The organism is Bacillus marasmi, from assembly GCF_902168435.1.
GTDB lineage: Bacteria > Bacillota > Bacilli > Bacillales > Cytobacillaceae > Bacillus_BU > Bacillus_BU marasmi.
On the sequence record NZ_LR656165.1, the window covers coordinates 19,184 to 34,689 of the forward strand.

The following is a 15,506-nucleotide window of genomic DNA, read 5'->3' on the forward strand; positions in this document are numbered from 1 at the left end:
CTCAATAAACGCTTTTTGTCGGATTGTGAATTTTTTATTCCAAATATGATGTTTTCAAACAAAAAAAGCGTAAGCGCCTTGATCAGGGGCGACAGGCAAGGTCCGCCCTGCAGGAAATCCTGATTTCCGGAAGGGATTGTTAGAAAAGTGAAAGTGGCTCGTTCAGGAGCGATGGACATAAGACGAATCACGCAAGAGATGATAATCTCTGGAGGGATTTGGCTTATGTACTCAGCTCCTAGCCACTTTCACTAGACAAGCTTGTGACCCCGAGCCCCTAGGCCGCTTGCGCTAGACGTGTATAACGTTGTGAAACTTATCCACAGCGTTAAAATTTATAATTTCTTAAACGACAAAAAAGACCAACTTCACAAAGTCGGCCTTGTTGTTTATTTATTTAAATCGTATCGTCTGCCTTTTACGAGGTAAAAGACATGCTCACCGATATTAGTCACATGATCTGCAGCACGTTCTAGAAAACGGCAAACAAACGACAGATTGTTCACCTGAGACATATGCTCAGGGTGCTTTTGATTAATTTCCAATAAATCACGGATTGCTTGCCCGTATAATTCGTCTACCTCGTCATCCATTTCAGCAACCTGCTTTGCTTTATTAATATCTTCCTCATTAAATGCCTCAAGTGCTAGCATCAACATGTTTGCAGTAATTTCATGCATTTGCTTAATGTGCTCAATCGGCTTGATGAGCGGCTCATTGCCAATACGAATCGCAGATTTAGCAATATTGGTCGCAAAATCAGCTATCCTTTCAATATCATTAGCAATTTTAATAGCCACGATAATCCGCCTCAAATCAATAGCGACTGGCTGCTGCTTAGCAATGAGGAGAATCGCAAAATCGTTAATATCCTCCTCCATTAAGTCAGCATCCGTATCATCCTCCATAATTTTCAACGCTAGTTCTACGTTTGCTGTTTCTAATGCCTCTAACGACTTTCCAAGGGCATCAATTGAGAATTTTCCAATTACAAGCAATTTATTTTGCAATTCCTTTAAATCCTCATTAAATCTTTCCCGAACCACCATATAAAGTCCCCCTTATTCTGCTCGTATATCACAATGTGAAGTTCATTATCCAAATCGTCCCGTGATGTAGTCTTCTGTTCGTTTGTCAGAAGGGGTTGAGAAGATTTTGTCCGTATCCGCGTATTCAATTACCTCCCCGCTTAAGAAGAAAGCCGTTTTATCAGAAATACGCGCTGCCTGCTGCATATTATGAGTAACGATAATAATACTATAATTCTTTTTCAATTCTTGAACGAGCTCTTCAACCTTTAATGTTGAAATCGGATCAAGCGCACTTGTCGGTTCATCCATAAGGATGACATCAGGCTCAATCGCTAAACAACGGGCCATACAAATTCTTTGCTGCTGTCCACCGGACAATCCATAGGCATTTTGATGGAGGCGATCCTTTACTTCATCCCATATCGCTGCTCCTCTAAGACTTTGCTCCACAATCTCATCTAAGATTTTTTTATTTTTAATTCCGTGGATTTTTGGTCCATAGGCAATATTTTCATAAATAGATTTTGGAAACGGATTTGGTTTTTGAAAAACCATGCCAACGCGGGTTCTTAAATCCTCCACTTTATAATCCTTGTCAAATATATTCCGTTCTCTATATAATATTTGTCCTGAGATACGAACACCTGGAACTAACTCGACCATTCGATTCAAAGTTTTAATATAGGTGGATTTACCACAGCCAGATGGCCCTATGATTGCGGTTACTTCATTTTCATATATCGGGAGGTTGATATTTTTTAACGCATGACCTTCTCCATACCAAAGATTAAGATCCTTTGTATTATAAACTACCCCTTTATTTGATTCCTTTTCTGCAAAATTCTTAATATTATTTTTAGCGTCTAACATAACCGTCATGGTTAATATCCCCCTCGATTTAATACCTTTTTTGAAATTTGTTACGAATAATAATCGCGACAGAATTCATCGCAAACAAAACAAGTAGTAAAATGACAATCGCTGCAGCAGCCAGATTTGCATATTCTGCAAATAACGCTGAGTCAACCGTCCAATAATATATTTGGACTGGTAGAATCGTAAACCGATCAAAAATTCCTTCCGGAGAATGAATGAGTAAGGCAGGTATACCGATAACAACCAGCGGAGCGGTTTCACCAATTGCCCTAGACAATGCAAGAATAACTCCTGTTGATATCCCAGGTATAGACGCGGGTAATACCACATTTTTAATTGTTTGCCACTTGGTCGCTCCCATTCCATAGGAGGCCTCACGCAAGAATTGCGGAACTGCACGTATCGCTTCCTGACTAGCTACTACCACTACCGGAAGCACCAGTAGTGCCATTGTTAATCCACCGGCCAAAACAACTGAACCTAAACCTAGCCCACGAGAAAATACGGTAAGACCAAGAATACCAAATACAACCGAAGGAACACCTGCCAGATTTGAGATATTCGTTTGAATCATCGATTGAATTTTCCCCTTTTTTGCATACTCTTCTAAATAGATTGCAGTACCGACACCTAATACCATCGTAACCGGAGCAACGACCAGCATTAACCATAATGTTCCTAGGATTGCCCCCATAATGCCAGCATTTTCAGGAATGGTTGATAAACGATTAGTAATAAAATCAATATCTATCCATCCGATACTATCAGCAATTACTCTGTAAATAAGTACAACTAATACAACAAGACCAAACAAGGTGGCTAATAAAAATAACGATTTCGCTATGTTATTAGTGAATAACCTCGTGCCCATTCTTTGTTGAACTGCGTTCATGTTCATGTATTTCATGGTTAATACTCCTCCCTAAACTTGCGGGATATATACTGGGCTACTAAATTCATTATTAATGTGAAAACAAATAGTGTCATCGCTACCGCATAAAGACTGTAGTACAAAGTGGAACCAGCTGGAGCCTCTCCCCCCGTGACTTCAACAATATAAGCGGTCATCGTTTGCATCGATTGCGTAATATCAAAGGTAAAGTTTTTTGAGCTTCCACTTGCAATCGCCACAATCATCGTTTCGCCAATTGCCCGTGATATTCCAAGTACAAAAGATGCAATAATTCCAGACATGGCAGCAGGTACAACGACCTTCCATGTAACCTCTAGCTTTGTTGCTCCGAGGGCCATCGCTCCCTCTCTCATTGAATTTGGAACTGAACTCATTGCGTCCTCTGACAAAGAGGCAACGAGCGGAATAATCATGATTCCCATTACAATCCCCGGACTTAAAATATTGGTTGGCTCCAAGCCAGGAATAATTGACCTTAACAATGGTGTAACAAAGGTGAAAGCGAAGAAACCATAGACAATCGTAGGAATACCAGCAAGGATTTCCAACAGTGGCTTTAATGACCTCCTTAGCTTATCAGACGCATACTCACTCAAAAAGATAGCAGTCATCAAGCCTATCGGAATCGCAACAATCATTGCTATCACAGTTGAAAGGAGAGTACCAGTCAGTAGTGGAAGAATCCCAAATACTGCATTATCCCCTAAAGGCTTAAGCTCTGTTCCTGTAAAAAAGTCTAAAAAAGGTACCTCTTTAAAAAATTCAATGGTTTCAATTAATAGAGTTAATAAAATCCCAATCGTTGTTAAAACGGATATTGTGGCAATACCAAATAAAATTTTAGGTATAAGTTTCTCAATAACACTATTGAAATTTGCTGTTTTTTTCTTTTGCTCAATGAGCTCTTGAATATTTAGCTTTTTGAATTTGTCAGACACTATTGCTTTTGACAATGTGAAAATCCCCCTTCTTCCCTACCTAAAACCAAATTATTATTGATGTTGTTTTATGATATCAATCGTATCTTGGACGTCCTGATCCGATATTGGAGCAAAACCAGTTTCCTTTGCAATCTCTTGAGCGTGCTCCATAGTATAAAGGGCATAATCCAATACCTGTGGCTTCTTCTTTGCATGATTCATATTTAAGTACGTATAGATAGCACGTGTAAACGGTGCATATGGACCATCCTCGGCAATTGTTTCAAGTGTCGGCTTAACTGGCCCGTTACCGAAATCAATCTCTACCCCTGTTAATTTATCTTGATTATTTGCATAATACCCGTAACCAAAGAAGCCTATTGCGTTTTTATCCTTTGATACTAGGTCAACGAGCGTAGAATAATCTTGTTGCAAATTAATCCCTTTTACTAAATCCTGTTCGCCGAGAATCGTTTCAAACATGAATTCGTAAGTGCCGTGATTTTCGTTTGGCCCATAGGTTTTTATTGTGTCATTAGGAAATTCAGGACGTACATCAGACCATTTTTTAATTCCTGATTGTTTCAAGAAAATATCGATAACTTCTTTATGAGTTAACTCCGTTGCCCAATCATTTTCCTTATTAACAACAATGGTAATGCCGTCTAAGGCAATCTTTAACTCCTGGACATCTATTCCTAGTTTTTCAGCCTTTTCAATCTCTTCATCTTTGATGTGGCGGGAAGCATTATTGTAATCTGTTCCATTTTTTTGCAAAAACTTCATGAAACCAGCTGATGTTCCTGCACGACTTACCTCAACAGAGACATCCTTTTCTTTATTAACCATGTAATTTTCTGCCATTCTAGCCATAAAAGGGTATACAGTTCCAGATCCATCTATGATTACACTACCAGAAAGTCCATAGTTGTCATTTTTATCTGAGTTGCCACAGGCAGTTGCGATGATAAGTGTGGCAAGTAGCATGATAATTAAGCTTGCATGTTTCATGCCCTTCATTACTGAATTCCCCCTACGTATGTACTTATTTTGCTCTCAAGTGTAAATATACTGTTTCACTGTTAATCTGGTTTTAACCAAGTGTAAAGCTTTTGTAAATTCACGCGAGTTTTGCGAAAATTTGTCAGTTATTGCTTCCTTGTATTATCCCCAAAAAAAAAAGAAACTGCCTTTTTCGAGACAGTTTCTTTAGGATTATTGTGGTTGTTCAGTATTTTGGTTTTCTTGAGTTGTATTTTGGCTCGCATCTAGATTTTGTTGTGCCGCAGCTTGTCGTGCTGCTTTTAAGTTAAAATAAGCATCCATCACCTGTTGACCAATGTCTAAATTCGTTCTTGTATCATTTGCGCTTGGTGTATAAGCCCATGGAACAAGCACAGACATCGCTACTTCAGGACTGTTAAACGGTGCATATCCAACTAAACTTAAATTCATCACTTCTGGTGGTTCTTTACCATAATTTTTACGATCCGGTCCATCATAGAAGGCTTGGGCTGTACCTGTTTTACCCGCCGGATCATATGGTTTTCCTGCAAAGAAGCCTCTCGCTGTACCTTGAGAGCCGTGCATGACTAAATGAAAGCCATTTTGAACACGTTTAATCCATTCTTCTTTCATATCAACGCGGTTTAAGATTGTTGGTGTGATTGCCTTAGAAATAGGTCCAATTTCCTTTTGATCTAAAACTGGTTCACGAATTTCCTTAACGATATGCGGCTGGACACGATAGCCATTATTGGCAATCGTTGACACATATTGTGCCAACTGCATCGCTGAATACGTATCATATTGCCCAATCGATAAGTCGAGTAAGAAACCTGGACGTTTATCTTGACCTTTAAAACCAGCTGTTTCATTTGGTAAATCAATTCCTGTTCTTACCCCAAGTCCAAACTGACTGAACGAATCACGAATAGTATTGAAAGCATTAGGATCTAACGATAGGGGACCATTTTGAACATACTTTCCTTTACCAATCGCAATCGCTGTTCTAAACATATAAACGTTAGAAGAACGCTCTAGTGCTTTCAAATCACTAACAGATCCCATGTTTGTCCAAGATTTTTTTACTGGAGTCCCTTTAATTTGTAACGGACCATCATACAATGATGTTCCTGGTGATATCGCACCCGTTTGATAACCCGTTAATACGGTCGCACCTTTGACTGCTGACCCTACGTTGTAGGATGTTGTAAAGGTTCCAAGGGCATCATCCTGCATATCTGTTTTTCCAGTTTCCGGATCTTTGACAATTCGCTTTCCTGCCATCGTTAAGATTTCCCCAGTATTTGGGTCCATTAATACAACATAGGCTCTATCAAGAAACCCAGTTCCAGCCATTCCTTTAGTTTTTCTAAGGTTATCTTCAATAATTTGTTCTACCGTGCGTTGCAGCTCCATATCAATCGATAAAACGAGATCTTTCCCTCTTTTACCTTCAGAAACCACTTCTGTGCTTAACACATTCCCTGCTTTGTCAGTTTTATTACGAACTTTAGCTTTTTGTCCGGTAAGTACATCCTCATACTGCATTTCAATATAGCTCTTGCCGACCCGATCATTACGGTTATAATCCCGCGATAAATAATAATCAAGTTGCTCAGATGGAAGACCTTCATCAGAAGTTGTCACCTTACCGAGCACTGATATTAATGTATTTTCAAAGGCGTATGTCCGCTTCCAATCCGTTGTTGTATCAACGCCAGGCAATGATTCTAAATTTTCACTGACTGCTGCAAATTCCTCAGCTGTCACGTTTTCATTTTTAACAATTTGCGGGGTAAGCGCATAGCCGCTATTAAACTCACGGAAAATCGCCAATACCTCTAGTTCCTCTTCAGTAAAGCTATTGATTTCTTTTTCAGTAATTCTTGCTAGCTGCAATTTATATATTTCCTTATCAGTTAACTCTTTCGCTTCAAACTTATCCCATTCTTTTTTGGTAATCTTCTTTTTGGCCAGATTCGGATGCTTCATAATCCAAAAATCTTTTTTATCGCGCTCTTGGACCTTGTTTGTATCTTTATGAATTAATTTTGCTAATTTCTCAGCTACCTCAAGCATTTCCTCTTGATCGGTTCCCTGATATTTCGTGTACGTAATCGCGTTCAATGGAATATTATCAACAATAATTTTACCGCTAGTATCAAACATTTTCCCCCGCGGTACCGGGTTGTTGATTGTGACATCCTCTGTCCGTTCTATTTCCCGCTTAAAGTCGTCCCCATAAACAATTTGAACAACGCCCAACCTTAAAATTAATAAAGAAAACAGTACAAAAACAATAAAAAACACCACATTCAAACGAAACGGCACATGTGTTTTTTTCTTTTTCTTTTTATTCAAATCAAGCACTTCCTTTTATATTCAACCATTGCTTTTTTAGTCATAATAAGTCTCTTACCATTGTAAAAGAAAAACTTGTTTTTTTCTATGTAAATAGCAAGAATACCAACAATTTTTCTCTTCCAATTCACCAATAAGAAAAACGGGCGAAGTTAATCGTCCGTTTTTCATGATTTTGGTAATGGCTCAAGGTTAATTTTTCGGATAAAAAAGTAAATACAGCTATGTCCCGCTCCAATAATTAACAAAAGTATCGGAATGCTTTTCTCTTCATTAAAGAACACTACTGCCACCAGAAACAATGCAATGGAAACGAATCTTCCAAGATTCAAGAAAATTTCTCTTACAACTATGTATTCAATTCTCATTTCAGCTGCATTCCAACCACGCCCGATAACATCATAGGTCATCGACATATATGGGACTAATAATAAGGGATAAGCGATGGCAATTGTTGCCGCATAAAATAATAACTTAGGATAAGTTATTTCAAAGACAATGAGAAAGATTGAGGCGTAAAGAATAATGCCGCCAATAAGAATGGATTTCTTCCGGTGTTGTTGCTTGATTAAGCGGGATACAAAAAAATACGCTAGAAAAGATACACCTGAATTAAGCAGCCCAAATGTTCCTAACGCTAACTCACTCCCGGTTGAAACAAACACAAAAACTGAAATGATAAACACAAAGGTTCCTTCACGAAATCCCTGAAAGAAATGGGCATTCGTTATCATCCGCCAGTTATAATTATTCTTTCTTTCAGCCAAGATTCTTTGATACCAATACTTTCCTTGTGACGGCCTCCGTTTTAAGAAAAAACTTAAAAACACAGCTAATGAAAACAAGGCTAAAGACAGACCAAATACAATCGAATAACCGGTTGTACTTTTAAGTCGGGAAATAATAAATCCTGCGGCAATCGGCCCAATCATTCCACCAATTGAGGTTAACACACCTAAAAACCCATTAAAAAAATCTCTTGTCTCTGGTTCGGTAATTTCAAAGGTTAAAACATTATATGCCAGCCAATAAAATCCATAGCCTATACCTAACAGACTCCCTAATATCAGTAATAGTTCAGAAGCGTTTTTACCTGAAAATAAAACGGTTAAGTAAAATATCGCCAAAAAGGAAACCCCAATTCTTAGCACTATAACCCTGTCAATTTTCTTAGCCCATCTGCCTGCCAAAATGAAGGTAATTGGCTGAAGGACGACTACTGCCAAATTGTATAAACCAATATCTGAAAGTTTCCCTGACTGCTTCCATAAATAAATATTTACAAATGTGTTTGAAAGTGAAGTACTGATTGCATACAAGCCACCAATGATTAATAAAAACTTAAAATCCCTTGTCAGTTCAAGATCTCCGAAAAATCGTTTAAATTTACTCATAAAAAAACTCCCCTTTTATCTAAAGGGTAGTTTTTACTAAATCAATAGAGATATACGAGATTTATTAAACAAAAACAGTACCCCACATCGTGGAGTACCGCCTAGTAACTAAAATTATTTTGCTGCAGTGTAGCGTTTTGATACTTCATCCCAGTTTACTACATTCCAGAATGCACCGATGTAGTCAGGACGACGGTTTTGGTAGTGTAAGTAGTATGCATGCTCCCAAACATCAAGACCTAGGATTGGAGTTTTCCCCTCCATTAATGGAGAATCTTGGTTTGCTGTGCTAGACACTTCTAACTCTCCGTTGTTCACAGATAGCCAAGCCCAACCAGAACCGAAACGAGTTGTAGCTGCTTTTGTGAATTCTTCTTTAAAGCTTTCAAAGCTACCAAATTTAGCGTTGATTGCATCAGCTAACTCGCCTGCTGGTGCACCACCACCGTTTGGAGATAGAAGTTGCCAGAATAATGAATGGTTAGCATGTCCACCACCATTGTTACGTACCGCAGTGCGGACTGCTTCTGGAACAGCATCAAGATTAGAAATTACTTCTTCAACTGTTTTGCTAAGAAGCTCGTCATTTCCAGCTAAAGCGTTATTTAGATTAGTCACGTATGTGTTGTGATGTTTTGTGTGATGAATGTTCATAGTTTCTTTGTCAATGTGTGGTTCTAATGCATCGTATGCATACGGTAATTGCGGTAATTCAAAAGCCATTTAATTTATCCTCCTTATATGTAACAAATAAATTACTTTATCCATATTCTCATTGAATTCTAAAATAAGAATATTTATAAAGCATTACATTAACAATTTACCAAAGTTGGAAACTCCAAGCAAATAATAAGCACTGCAACCTTAACTATATTTTCCGAAACTCCTCCTTTTATGCATGCTTTATGCAATGATTCGGAAATTTGTCACGAATAGCTGAGACCTTGATTTACCTATGATTTTTGTCGCTTTTGAACTTTTCTGCTTGCTATACATGGTTACACATTATTGACATGTTGCTTACTTTCTTTTTAAATCAAGGAGAAGGCATTCTTAGAGGTGAGGATAATGATAAAAACAAGTAATAGTCTTTATCAAGTCATGATTAGAAATTTTAGCAACAAAGAAACTGTCCAAAAAGTGAAAGCCGGCACTATGTTGTTTCAAGAAAAGGACCCTGTCCAGCATGTATATATTATGTTAAAAGGTACAATCGCCGTTGGAAGAGTACATTTAAAAGGGAAAGAATTCATTTTAAAAATACTCAGCGGAGAAGATTTATTAATCGAATATCAAATCTTCAATCCGTCTCCACGCTACCACTTCTATGCAAAGACCATTACAGATTGTGAAATGCTAATGATAAAGCGTGATCAATTTGAAGAAATGATTGAAAAGGATGTTGTGGCCCTCCAAACATTTAGCCATTGGATGAGCACAAGATATTTAAAAGCTCAAATGAAGTGTCAGGACCTTATTATGCATGGTAAAAAAGGGGGATTATACTCAATTTTAATCCGATTATGTAATTCGTACGGGGTGATGACAGACGAAGGCATATTAATCGACCTTCCTCTAACACATCAAGAGTTAGCAAACTTAACCTACGGTACCCGCGAAGTCATTCAGCGATTATTGAAAGAGCTACGAGAAAAAGACGTACTAGTCTATCGTCAGCAAAAATTCACCGTTAAAGACTTAGCCTACCTAAAAAACCATGTCGATTGTCAAAATTGTCCATATGAAATTTGTGGAGTTAACTAAAAAATCCTATTGATGTAAAAAGATTGTGCCTAATTTTTAGGCACAATCTTTTTATAACACGAGCAACAGAAAATAGGCAATCATTACGGCCTGAATAATCCCCTTTGTAATTACACTGCTGACAAATCCAACAACGGACCCGAAGCCGATTTTAATTGCCTCAGAAACCCCCTTTTTATGAACTAATAATTCCGCAATGACAGCACCTATGAATGGACCTATGATAATCCCAACTGCTGGTATTACAAACGGTCCAACTAACAAACCAATCGTACTTCCCCAAACACCTGCTTTGCTACCGCCAAATTTCTTTACACCAATTAAATTGGAGAGATAATCTGCACCGAAAAGAAGAACAACAAATAACACTTGAACAAGCCAAAAGAACCAGGTAAACGGTTCAAATGAGAATGAAAAGCCATAGATGATAAATCCAACTAGAATAAACAGGACACTTGGAATGACTGGATAGATTAGCCCGACAAAGGCAATGACAAACAAAGCAATAATCACCGACCATATGAATATCGACATCGCAACCTCCAGTAACATAATTAACTTTTTCTTATTTTACCACTTGACTATTTGAAATGATAGAATGATAAGCATTGCCAATATTAATAAATTTTACACTTGATTGCAGTTTTCTTGTACAATCATTACTCTGGAGGCTAAAATAGAGTTTGAATATTAAAGAGGTGGATACATATGAACGTTTTTATGCAATTAGTAAAAAGCTGCTATTCCCCAAAGGATATAGCGATTACCCGTTTTCAAGGAATCGGCAAAACAATATTATTTGTTTTCCTACTTACTTTGGTCTCCATCATTCCTTCTGTTTATTATTTAAGCACAGCAATGACTAGTGCTGTGAGTACAGCCAAGGATACGATCCAAAATGAATTACCTGAATTCACGATTGAAAACGGGAAACTTCAGTCAGATTCAGACAAACCTATTACGATTACAAAGGAAGAATTTGTTTTTGTTTTTGACTCAACTGGTGAGGCCGATTCATCCGATTTAAAAAACATTAACCTAGGAATTGGCATGCTGAAGGATGAATTTGTCCTTGTACAAGGTGAAAGTACCCAAGCGTACCCTTATTCGATGTTGGAGAACCTTTCAAACTTAAATAAAGGGGAAATCATTGACCTTATTGATACGATCGATTCTTCACTATTTATCATCCTCCCCTTGATGGTACTCATGAATTATATTTTTGCATCAGGTGTAAAATTTATCGAAATTTCAATCTTGGCAGTTCTAGGTCTAATGATAAAAAATTTAACAAAAAGAAGATTGAATTACGGTCAGCTTTGGCGGATGTCGGCTTATAGTGTTACGCTACCTACTCTTTTCTTTACGATTATGAATGCCTTACAAACAGTAGTACCTGGCGGGTTTTTACTTAACTGGGTTGTAGCCTATATGGTATTATTTTTAGCCGTAAAAGAAATTCCACAATCTAAAAATGCATAATAGCGCCAGATTTGGCGCTTTTTTTGTTCTAAAATAAAACATAAAAGCATACATTTGGACAAACTTCCATTTTGGAGAGGTGTCCTAATTGAGACGATTATTCACAATACTCATCGCCGTTCTAGTCCTGTACGCAATCTATCACGATTTAACAGAAGGGTCGGTTTCTTTGCCCGAAAAAACGACAGAGGAGCCAGCCGTCCCAGCTTCTACCTCACCAAATGTAAATATTCCCTTTAAAGAAAAAACCGTTAAACCTGGCGATACTGTGCTATCCATCGTCGAGAAAAATTCGAGCGGTCCACTTCCTGTTTCTATCTCAAAGGTCATTTCCGATTTTCAAAAGCTTAATGAGGGTGTGAAGCCAGAAGAAATCCAAATTGGAAAGGCCTATAAATTCCCTAAATACAAAAAAGCAGATTAAATGCCGTATACCATCATTGTTGTCAATGATAGGCAATCATTGATACAATAATTAAGTGAACTTACTTGAATGTTCCTGACAACATTCCATTATTTAAAGGAGCGACCACAATTGAGTGAAATAATACATCGTACAAAAACACGACCAATTCGAGTTGGTAATTTAACAATCGGTGGGAATAACGAGCTTGTGATTCAAAGTATGACAACGACGAAAACACATGATGTCGAAGCAACAGTTGCAGAAATTAAACGACTTGAGGAAGCCGGCTGTCAGATTGTCCGCGTTGCCTGTCCTGATGAACGCGCGGCTAACGCGATTAGTGAAATAAAAAAGCGCATTAACATCCCATTGGTCGTTGATATTCATTTCGATTATAAATTAGCGTTAAAAGCGATTGAAGGCGGCGCAGACAAAATACGCATCAACCCAGGAAACATCGGAAAACGTGAGAAGGTAGAAGCAGTTGTTAAGGCTGCTAAAGAGCGGGGAATCCCGATTCGAATCGGAGTTAATGCAGGTTCATTGGAGAAAAGAATTTTAGATAAGTACGGATATCCTACAGCGGATGGGATGGTCGAAAGCGCCCTCCATCATATAAAAATACTGGAGGATCTAGATTTTCATAATATTATCGTTTCGATGAAGGCCTCAGATGTACCACTTGCTATTGAAGCATACGAAAAAGCGGCCAAGGCATTTGATTACCCACTACACTTAGGAATTACTGAGTCTGGTACTTTATTTGCAGGAACGGTTAAAAGTGCTGCCGGGTTAGGTGCGATTTTAAGCAAAGGGATCGGAAATACGCTTAGAATTTCTTTAAGCGCCGACCCAGTCGAGGAAGTTAAGGTAGCTAGGGAGCTCTTGAAGGTATTTGGACTTTCTTCTAATGCCGCTACATTAATTTCCTGCCCGACTTGCGGTAGGATTGAAATCGATTTAATTAGCATCGCGAATGAAGTCGAAGAGTACATTCAAAAAATAAAGGCGCCAATTAAAGTTGCAGTACTTGGTTGCGCAGTTAACGGACCAGGAGAAGCGCGTGAAGCAGATATAGGCATCGCTGGTGCAAGAGGAGAAGGCTTGCTATTTAGAAAAGGGAAAATTGTCCGCAAGGTTCCTGAAGATGTAATGGTCGAGGAACTAAAAAAGGAAATTGATCAAGTAGCCAAAGAATACTTCGCCAAAAAAGCAGCTGAAGCACAAGCAGAGGCTGCCGTGAAGGAATAAATATAAAAAACGCCTGGCACTTTGCCAAGCGTTTTTTTGTTGCTCCACAATGACGAAATTTTTAAAAGAACGGGAGTATAAACATACCGACAATAATCGAAACTGTACCGATGCCGATTGCCCAATTCCCCATGCTCTCTGCTCCCTTACGACGCGCAACAAACCCAAGGATAATTCCTGCTGCACCGAAGAGAACCGGTAATACAAACAGTGAGATTATGGATAGCGCCAAGGCTCCTATCCCAATTCCCTTCCCAGCTGTTTGTGTATCGCCTCGCTCGTTCGTGCTTCGGTCTGTGAACGTATTACCAAATGAAACAGGTGCTGCAATTTCTGCTGAGGTTTCTTCAATATAATCAGGTGCTGGTAGACGATGCTTGATATCAACAGTGTTATCATCAATGTTACCTTGTGTTTGAGTTCCAAACATTTTTCCATCTGCCATATTGATCTGATCCCTCGCTTTCATTAATGGAGCAGTTATATTGTTTGTCATTTGTTTACGTTTCACTATGACAATGTTTTACTATAATGTAGGATGTTTCTATGTTAAATTAAAAAAGTTGAAGAAAAAAAATTAGCTAAGCAAGCTTAGGATTAAAAGAAATAGGAGTGAGCAACATTAAAAAGCGTTTTGGAATAGATATTGATGGTACTGTTACCTGTCCGGCAGCATTATTGCCGTTTCTTAATTCATCCTTTAATTTACAACTTACCCTAAATGATATCACTCAATATGATCTTACCCCTTTTGTGAATGTACCAGGTGAAGAACTGGCGCAATGGTTTTTAGAAACTGAGCCGGAAATATACGCCAAATCACCGCTAGCGCAAGGTGCAAAGGAGGTTTTAAACAAATGGGAAACAAAGCACGAAATGTTTTTCATAAGTGCCAGACGGACCCATTTACTCCAGATTACGAAGGAATGGTTTATGAAAAACGGCTTAAAATTTGATCATGTTGAATTAATTGGTTCACACGATAAAATCAAAGCCGCAAAGCAATACGAAGTCGATTTATTTTTCGAGGACAAACATGATAATGCCGTGATGATTCACGAGGAATGTCAAATTCCGGTCATTCTTTTTAATACTCCATACAATCAGGACCCTATTCCTTCTGGAGTCATCAGAGTCAATCATTGGAACGAGGCATATCAATGGGTTGAAAAATGGCTAAAAAATAACAGCTGAGCCAAATATTTTGAACAAAAAAACACGACTACTCTTCCAAATCAAGAAGAGTAGTCGTGTTTTTTTAAAATACCGCTTTAAATAAAGATTCGAACGGACACTGAGTACCTTATTTATAGTAATTTGCCTTCATTTACGTGGATTGCGGACATCAGAGACCTTAAATAGTCATTATCTTGAAGATTACACCGTATTTCAGGCAAATAAGGGATCCTATGTCCGCTTCCACCACTGAATTACTGCTTTTAGCACAAATAGAGGCCTGGGTGTCCGCTAATTATTGACCTTCCACTTCTAGAGGACACTGAGTACCTTATTTATAGTAATTTGCCTTCATTTACGCGGTTTGCGGACATCAGATACCTTATTTAATTAATATCTTAAAGATTACAGAGTTTTTCTGGCAAATAAGGGATTCTATGTCCGCTTCCAACTCTGAAGAACTGCATTTAGCACAAATAAGGGCTTGGGTGTCCGCTAATATTAATGGCAATCCGGACACCGACCATAAATTTCAAATTTATGATCAGATATTTCATACCCCTTTAGATCCTCCATTAAACCGACCATTGGACATGCTGCAATATCTTTTGTTTTCCCACATTCCAAGCAAATAAAATGGTGATGGTGATGACTATGTGAACAGGCAAAGCGAAAATGCTTTTCCCCAGATAACTCAGTCATCTCAAAAACACCAAGGTCCACAAACAAAGATAAATTGCGATAAATGGTATCAAAGCTTAGACCAGGGTAGCGATTTTTCATGCTATCCAATACATCTTTTGCTGTTAAATATTTATTATGCTCAGCGAATAATTGAAGCATTTCCTGCCTTTTACCCGTATGCTTAAACCCCTGTTCTTTTAATAAATTCATTGCGTCTGTAACATTCACTCATATCACCCCAAT

16 protein-coding genes are annotated in these 15,506 nt (G+C 38.2%); 5 read left to right on the forward strand and 11 right to left on the reverse strand.

Annotated elements, in window-relative coordinates:
* Nucleotides 1-389 precede the first annotated feature (389 nt).
* The 8 genes from phoU to FXW34_RS02330 all read right to left on the reverse strand — a co-directional run bounded on the left by phoU (nucleotide 390) and on the right by FXW34_RS02330 (nucleotide 9,223).
* Nucleotides 390-1,049 (reverse strand): phosphate signaling complex protein PhoU, encoded by a 660-nt coding sequence (gene phoU, locus FXW34_RS02295; protein WP_147532363.1) that lies wholly within the window; start codon nucleotides 1,047-1,049, stop codon nucleotides 390-392.
* Between the two features lie 45 nt (nucleotides 1,050-1,094).
* Nucleotides 1,095-1,901, reverse strand: coding sequence for a phosphate ABC transporter ATP-binding protein PstB (gene pstB / locus FXW34_RS02300; RefSeq protein ID WP_246140845.1), 807 nt, complete (start codon nucleotides 1,899-1,901; stop codon nucleotides 1,095-1,097).
* Between the two features lie 28 nt (nucleotides 1,902-1,929).
* On the reverse strand, nucleotides 1,930-2,814 hold the full coding sequence (gene pstA, locus FXW34_RS02305; RefSeq protein ID WP_147532365.1) for a phosphate ABC transporter permease PstA: 885 nt from the start codon (nucleotides 2,812-2,814) through the stop codon (nucleotides 1,930-1,932).
* Nucleotides 2,815-2,816: 2 nt separating this feature from the next.
* A complete protein-coding gene (pstC, locus tag FXW34_RS02310) occupies nucleotides 2,817-3,773 on the reverse strand; it encodes a phosphate ABC transporter permease subunit PstC (protein WP_147532366.1) in 957 nt (318 codons plus the stop codon).
* Nucleotides 3,774-3,812: 39 nt separating this feature from the next.
* On the reverse strand, nucleotides 3,813-4,760 hold the full coding sequence (locus FXW34_RS02315) for a PstS family phosphate ABC transporter substrate-binding protein (protein ID WP_147532367.1): 948 nt from the start codon (nucleotides 4,758-4,760) through the stop codon (nucleotides 3,813-3,815).
* A gap of 195 nt (nucleotides 4,761-4,955) precedes the next feature.
* A complete protein-coding gene (locus tag FXW34_RS02320) occupies nucleotides 4,956-7,106 on the reverse strand; it encodes a peptidoglycan D,D-transpeptidase FtsI family protein (protein WP_147532368.1) in 2,151 nt (716 codons plus the stop codon).
* A 167-nt stretch (nucleotides 7,107-7,273) separates the two neighbouring features.
* Complete coding sequence (locus tag FXW34_RS02325) at nucleotides 7,274-8,500, reverse strand: MFS transporter (RefSeq protein ID WP_147532369.1); 1,227 nt, start codon at nucleotides 8,498-8,500, stop codon at nucleotides 7,274-7,276.
* A 114-nt stretch (nucleotides 8,501-8,614) separates the two neighbouring features.
* On the reverse strand, nucleotides 8,615-9,223 hold the full coding sequence (locus FXW34_RS02330; RefSeq protein WP_147532370.1) for a superoxide dismutase: 609 nt from the start codon (nucleotides 9,221-9,223) through the stop codon (nucleotides 8,615-8,617).
* A gap of 345 nt (nucleotides 9,224-9,568) precedes the next feature.
* On the opposite strand from FXW34_RS02330, the gene FXW34_RS02335 reads away from it, so the two are divergent.
* On the forward strand, nucleotides 9,569-10,264 hold the full coding sequence (locus tag FXW34_RS02335; protein ID WP_147532371.1) for a Crp/Fnr family transcriptional regulator: 696 nt from the start codon (nucleotides 9,569-9,571) through the stop codon (nucleotides 10,262-10,264).
* 51 nt (nucleotides 10,265-10,315) lie between these two features.
* Here the strand turns inward: FXW34_RS02335 and FXW34_RS02340 are convergent, their stop codons facing one another.
* Entirely contained in the window at nucleotides 10,316-10,798 is a 483-nt protein-coding gene (locus tag FXW34_RS02340; RefSeq protein ID WP_147532372.1) for a DUF456 domain-containing protein, read from the reverse strand.
* A 174-nt stretch (nucleotides 10,799-10,972) separates the two neighbouring features.
* Between FXW34_RS02340 and FXW34_RS02345 the strand changes: the two genes are divergently transcribed.
* From FXW34_RS02345 to ispG, 3 genes are all read left to right on the forward strand, one after another.
* Nucleotides 10,973-11,746: a DUF1189 domain-containing protein gene (locus FXW34_RS02345; protein WP_147532373.1), complete on the forward strand. Its 774-nt coding sequence runs from the start codon at nucleotides 10,973-10,975 to the stop codon at nucleotides 11,744-11,746.
* An 88-nt stretch (nucleotides 11,747-11,834) separates the two neighbouring features.
* Nucleotides 11,835-12,170, forward strand: a complete 336-nt coding sequence (locus FXW34_RS02350) for a LysM peptidoglycan-binding domain-containing protein (protein WP_147532374.1) — start codon at nucleotides 11,835-11,837, stop codon at nucleotides 12,168-12,170.
* 69 nt (nucleotides 12,171-12,239) lie between these two features.
* A complete protein-coding gene (ispG, locus tag FXW34_RS02355) occupies nucleotides 12,240-13,403 on the forward strand; it encodes a flavodoxin-dependent (E)-4-hydroxy-3-methylbut-2-enyl-diphosphate synthase (RefSeq protein ID WP_187118808.1) in 1,164 nt (387 codons plus the stop codon).
* Nucleotides 13,404-13,464: 61 nt separating this feature from the next.
* Here ispG and FXW34_RS02360 read toward each other — a convergent pair whose 3' ends face one another.
* Nucleotides 13,465-13,848 (reverse strand): hypothetical protein, encoded by a 384-nt coding sequence (locus tag FXW34_RS02360; protein WP_246140829.1) that lies wholly within the window; start codon nucleotides 13,846-13,848, stop codon nucleotides 13,465-13,467.
* A 176-nt stretch (nucleotides 13,849-14,024) separates the two neighbouring features.
* Here FXW34_RS02360 and FXW34_RS02365 point away from each other — a divergent pair, with 176 nt between their 5' ends.
* Nucleotides 14,025-14,597 (forward strand): hypothetical protein, encoded by a 573-nt coding sequence (locus FXW34_RS02365; RefSeq protein ID WP_147532722.1) that lies wholly within the window; start codon nucleotides 14,025-14,027, stop codon nucleotides 14,595-14,597.
* 483 nt (nucleotides 14,598-15,080) lie between these two features.
* On the opposite strand, the gene FXW34_RS02370 is transcribed toward FXW34_RS02365, so the two are convergent.
* Nucleotides 15,081-15,491: a Fur family transcriptional regulator gene (locus tag FXW34_RS02370; protein ID WP_147532376.1), complete on the reverse strand. Its 411-nt coding sequence runs from the start codon at nucleotides 15,489-15,491 to the stop codon at nucleotides 15,081-15,083.
* Nucleotides 15,492-15,506: the final 15 nt, after the last annotated feature.

Excerpts from the sequence above, each read along its gene's own strand:
- FXW34_RS02345 (WP_147532373.1), top strand. The coding sequence starts at position 10,973 with ATGAACGTTTTTATGCAATTAGTAAAAAGCTGCTATTCCCCAAAGGAT.
- ispG (WP_187118808.1), top strand. The coding sequence starts at position 12,240 with ATGTTCCTGACAACATTCCATTATTTAAAGGAGCGACCACAATTGAGT.
- FXW34_RS02360 (WP_246140829.1), bottom strand. The coding sequence starts at position 13,848 with ATGGCAGATGGAAAAATGTTTGGAACTCAAACACAAGGTAACATTGAT.
- FXW34_RS02335 (WP_147532371.1), top strand. The coding sequence starts at position 9,569 with ATGATAAAAACAAGTAATAGTCTTTATCAAGTCATGATTAGAAATTTT.
- pstA (WP_147532365.1), bottom strand. The coding sequence starts at position 2,814 with ATGAAATACATGAACATGAACGCAGTTCAACAAAGAATGGGCACGAGG.
- FXW34_RS02325 (WP_147532369.1), bottom strand. The coding sequence starts at position 8,500 with ATGAGTAAATTTAAACGATTTTTCGGAGATCTTGAACTGACAAGGGAT.
- FXW34_RS02315 (WP_147532367.1), bottom strand. The coding sequence starts at position 4,760 with ATGAAGGGCATGAAACATGCAAGCTTAATTATCATGCTACTTGCCACA.
- phoU (WP_147532363.1), bottom strand. The coding sequence starts at position 1,049 with ATGGTGGTTCGGGAAAGATTTAATGAGGATTTAAAGGAATTGCAAAAT.
- pstB (WP_246140845.1), bottom strand. The coding sequence starts at position 1,901 with ATGTTAGACGCTAAAAATAATATTAAGAATTTTGCAGAAAAGGAATCA.
- FXW34_RS02340 (WP_147532372.1), bottom strand. The coding sequence starts at position 10,798 with ATGTCGATATTCATATGGTCGGTGATTATTGCTTTGTTTGTCATTGCC.
- FXW34_RS02330 (WP_147532370.1), bottom strand. The coding sequence starts at position 9,223 with ATGGCTTTTGAATTACCGCAATTACCGTATGCATACGATGCATTAGAA.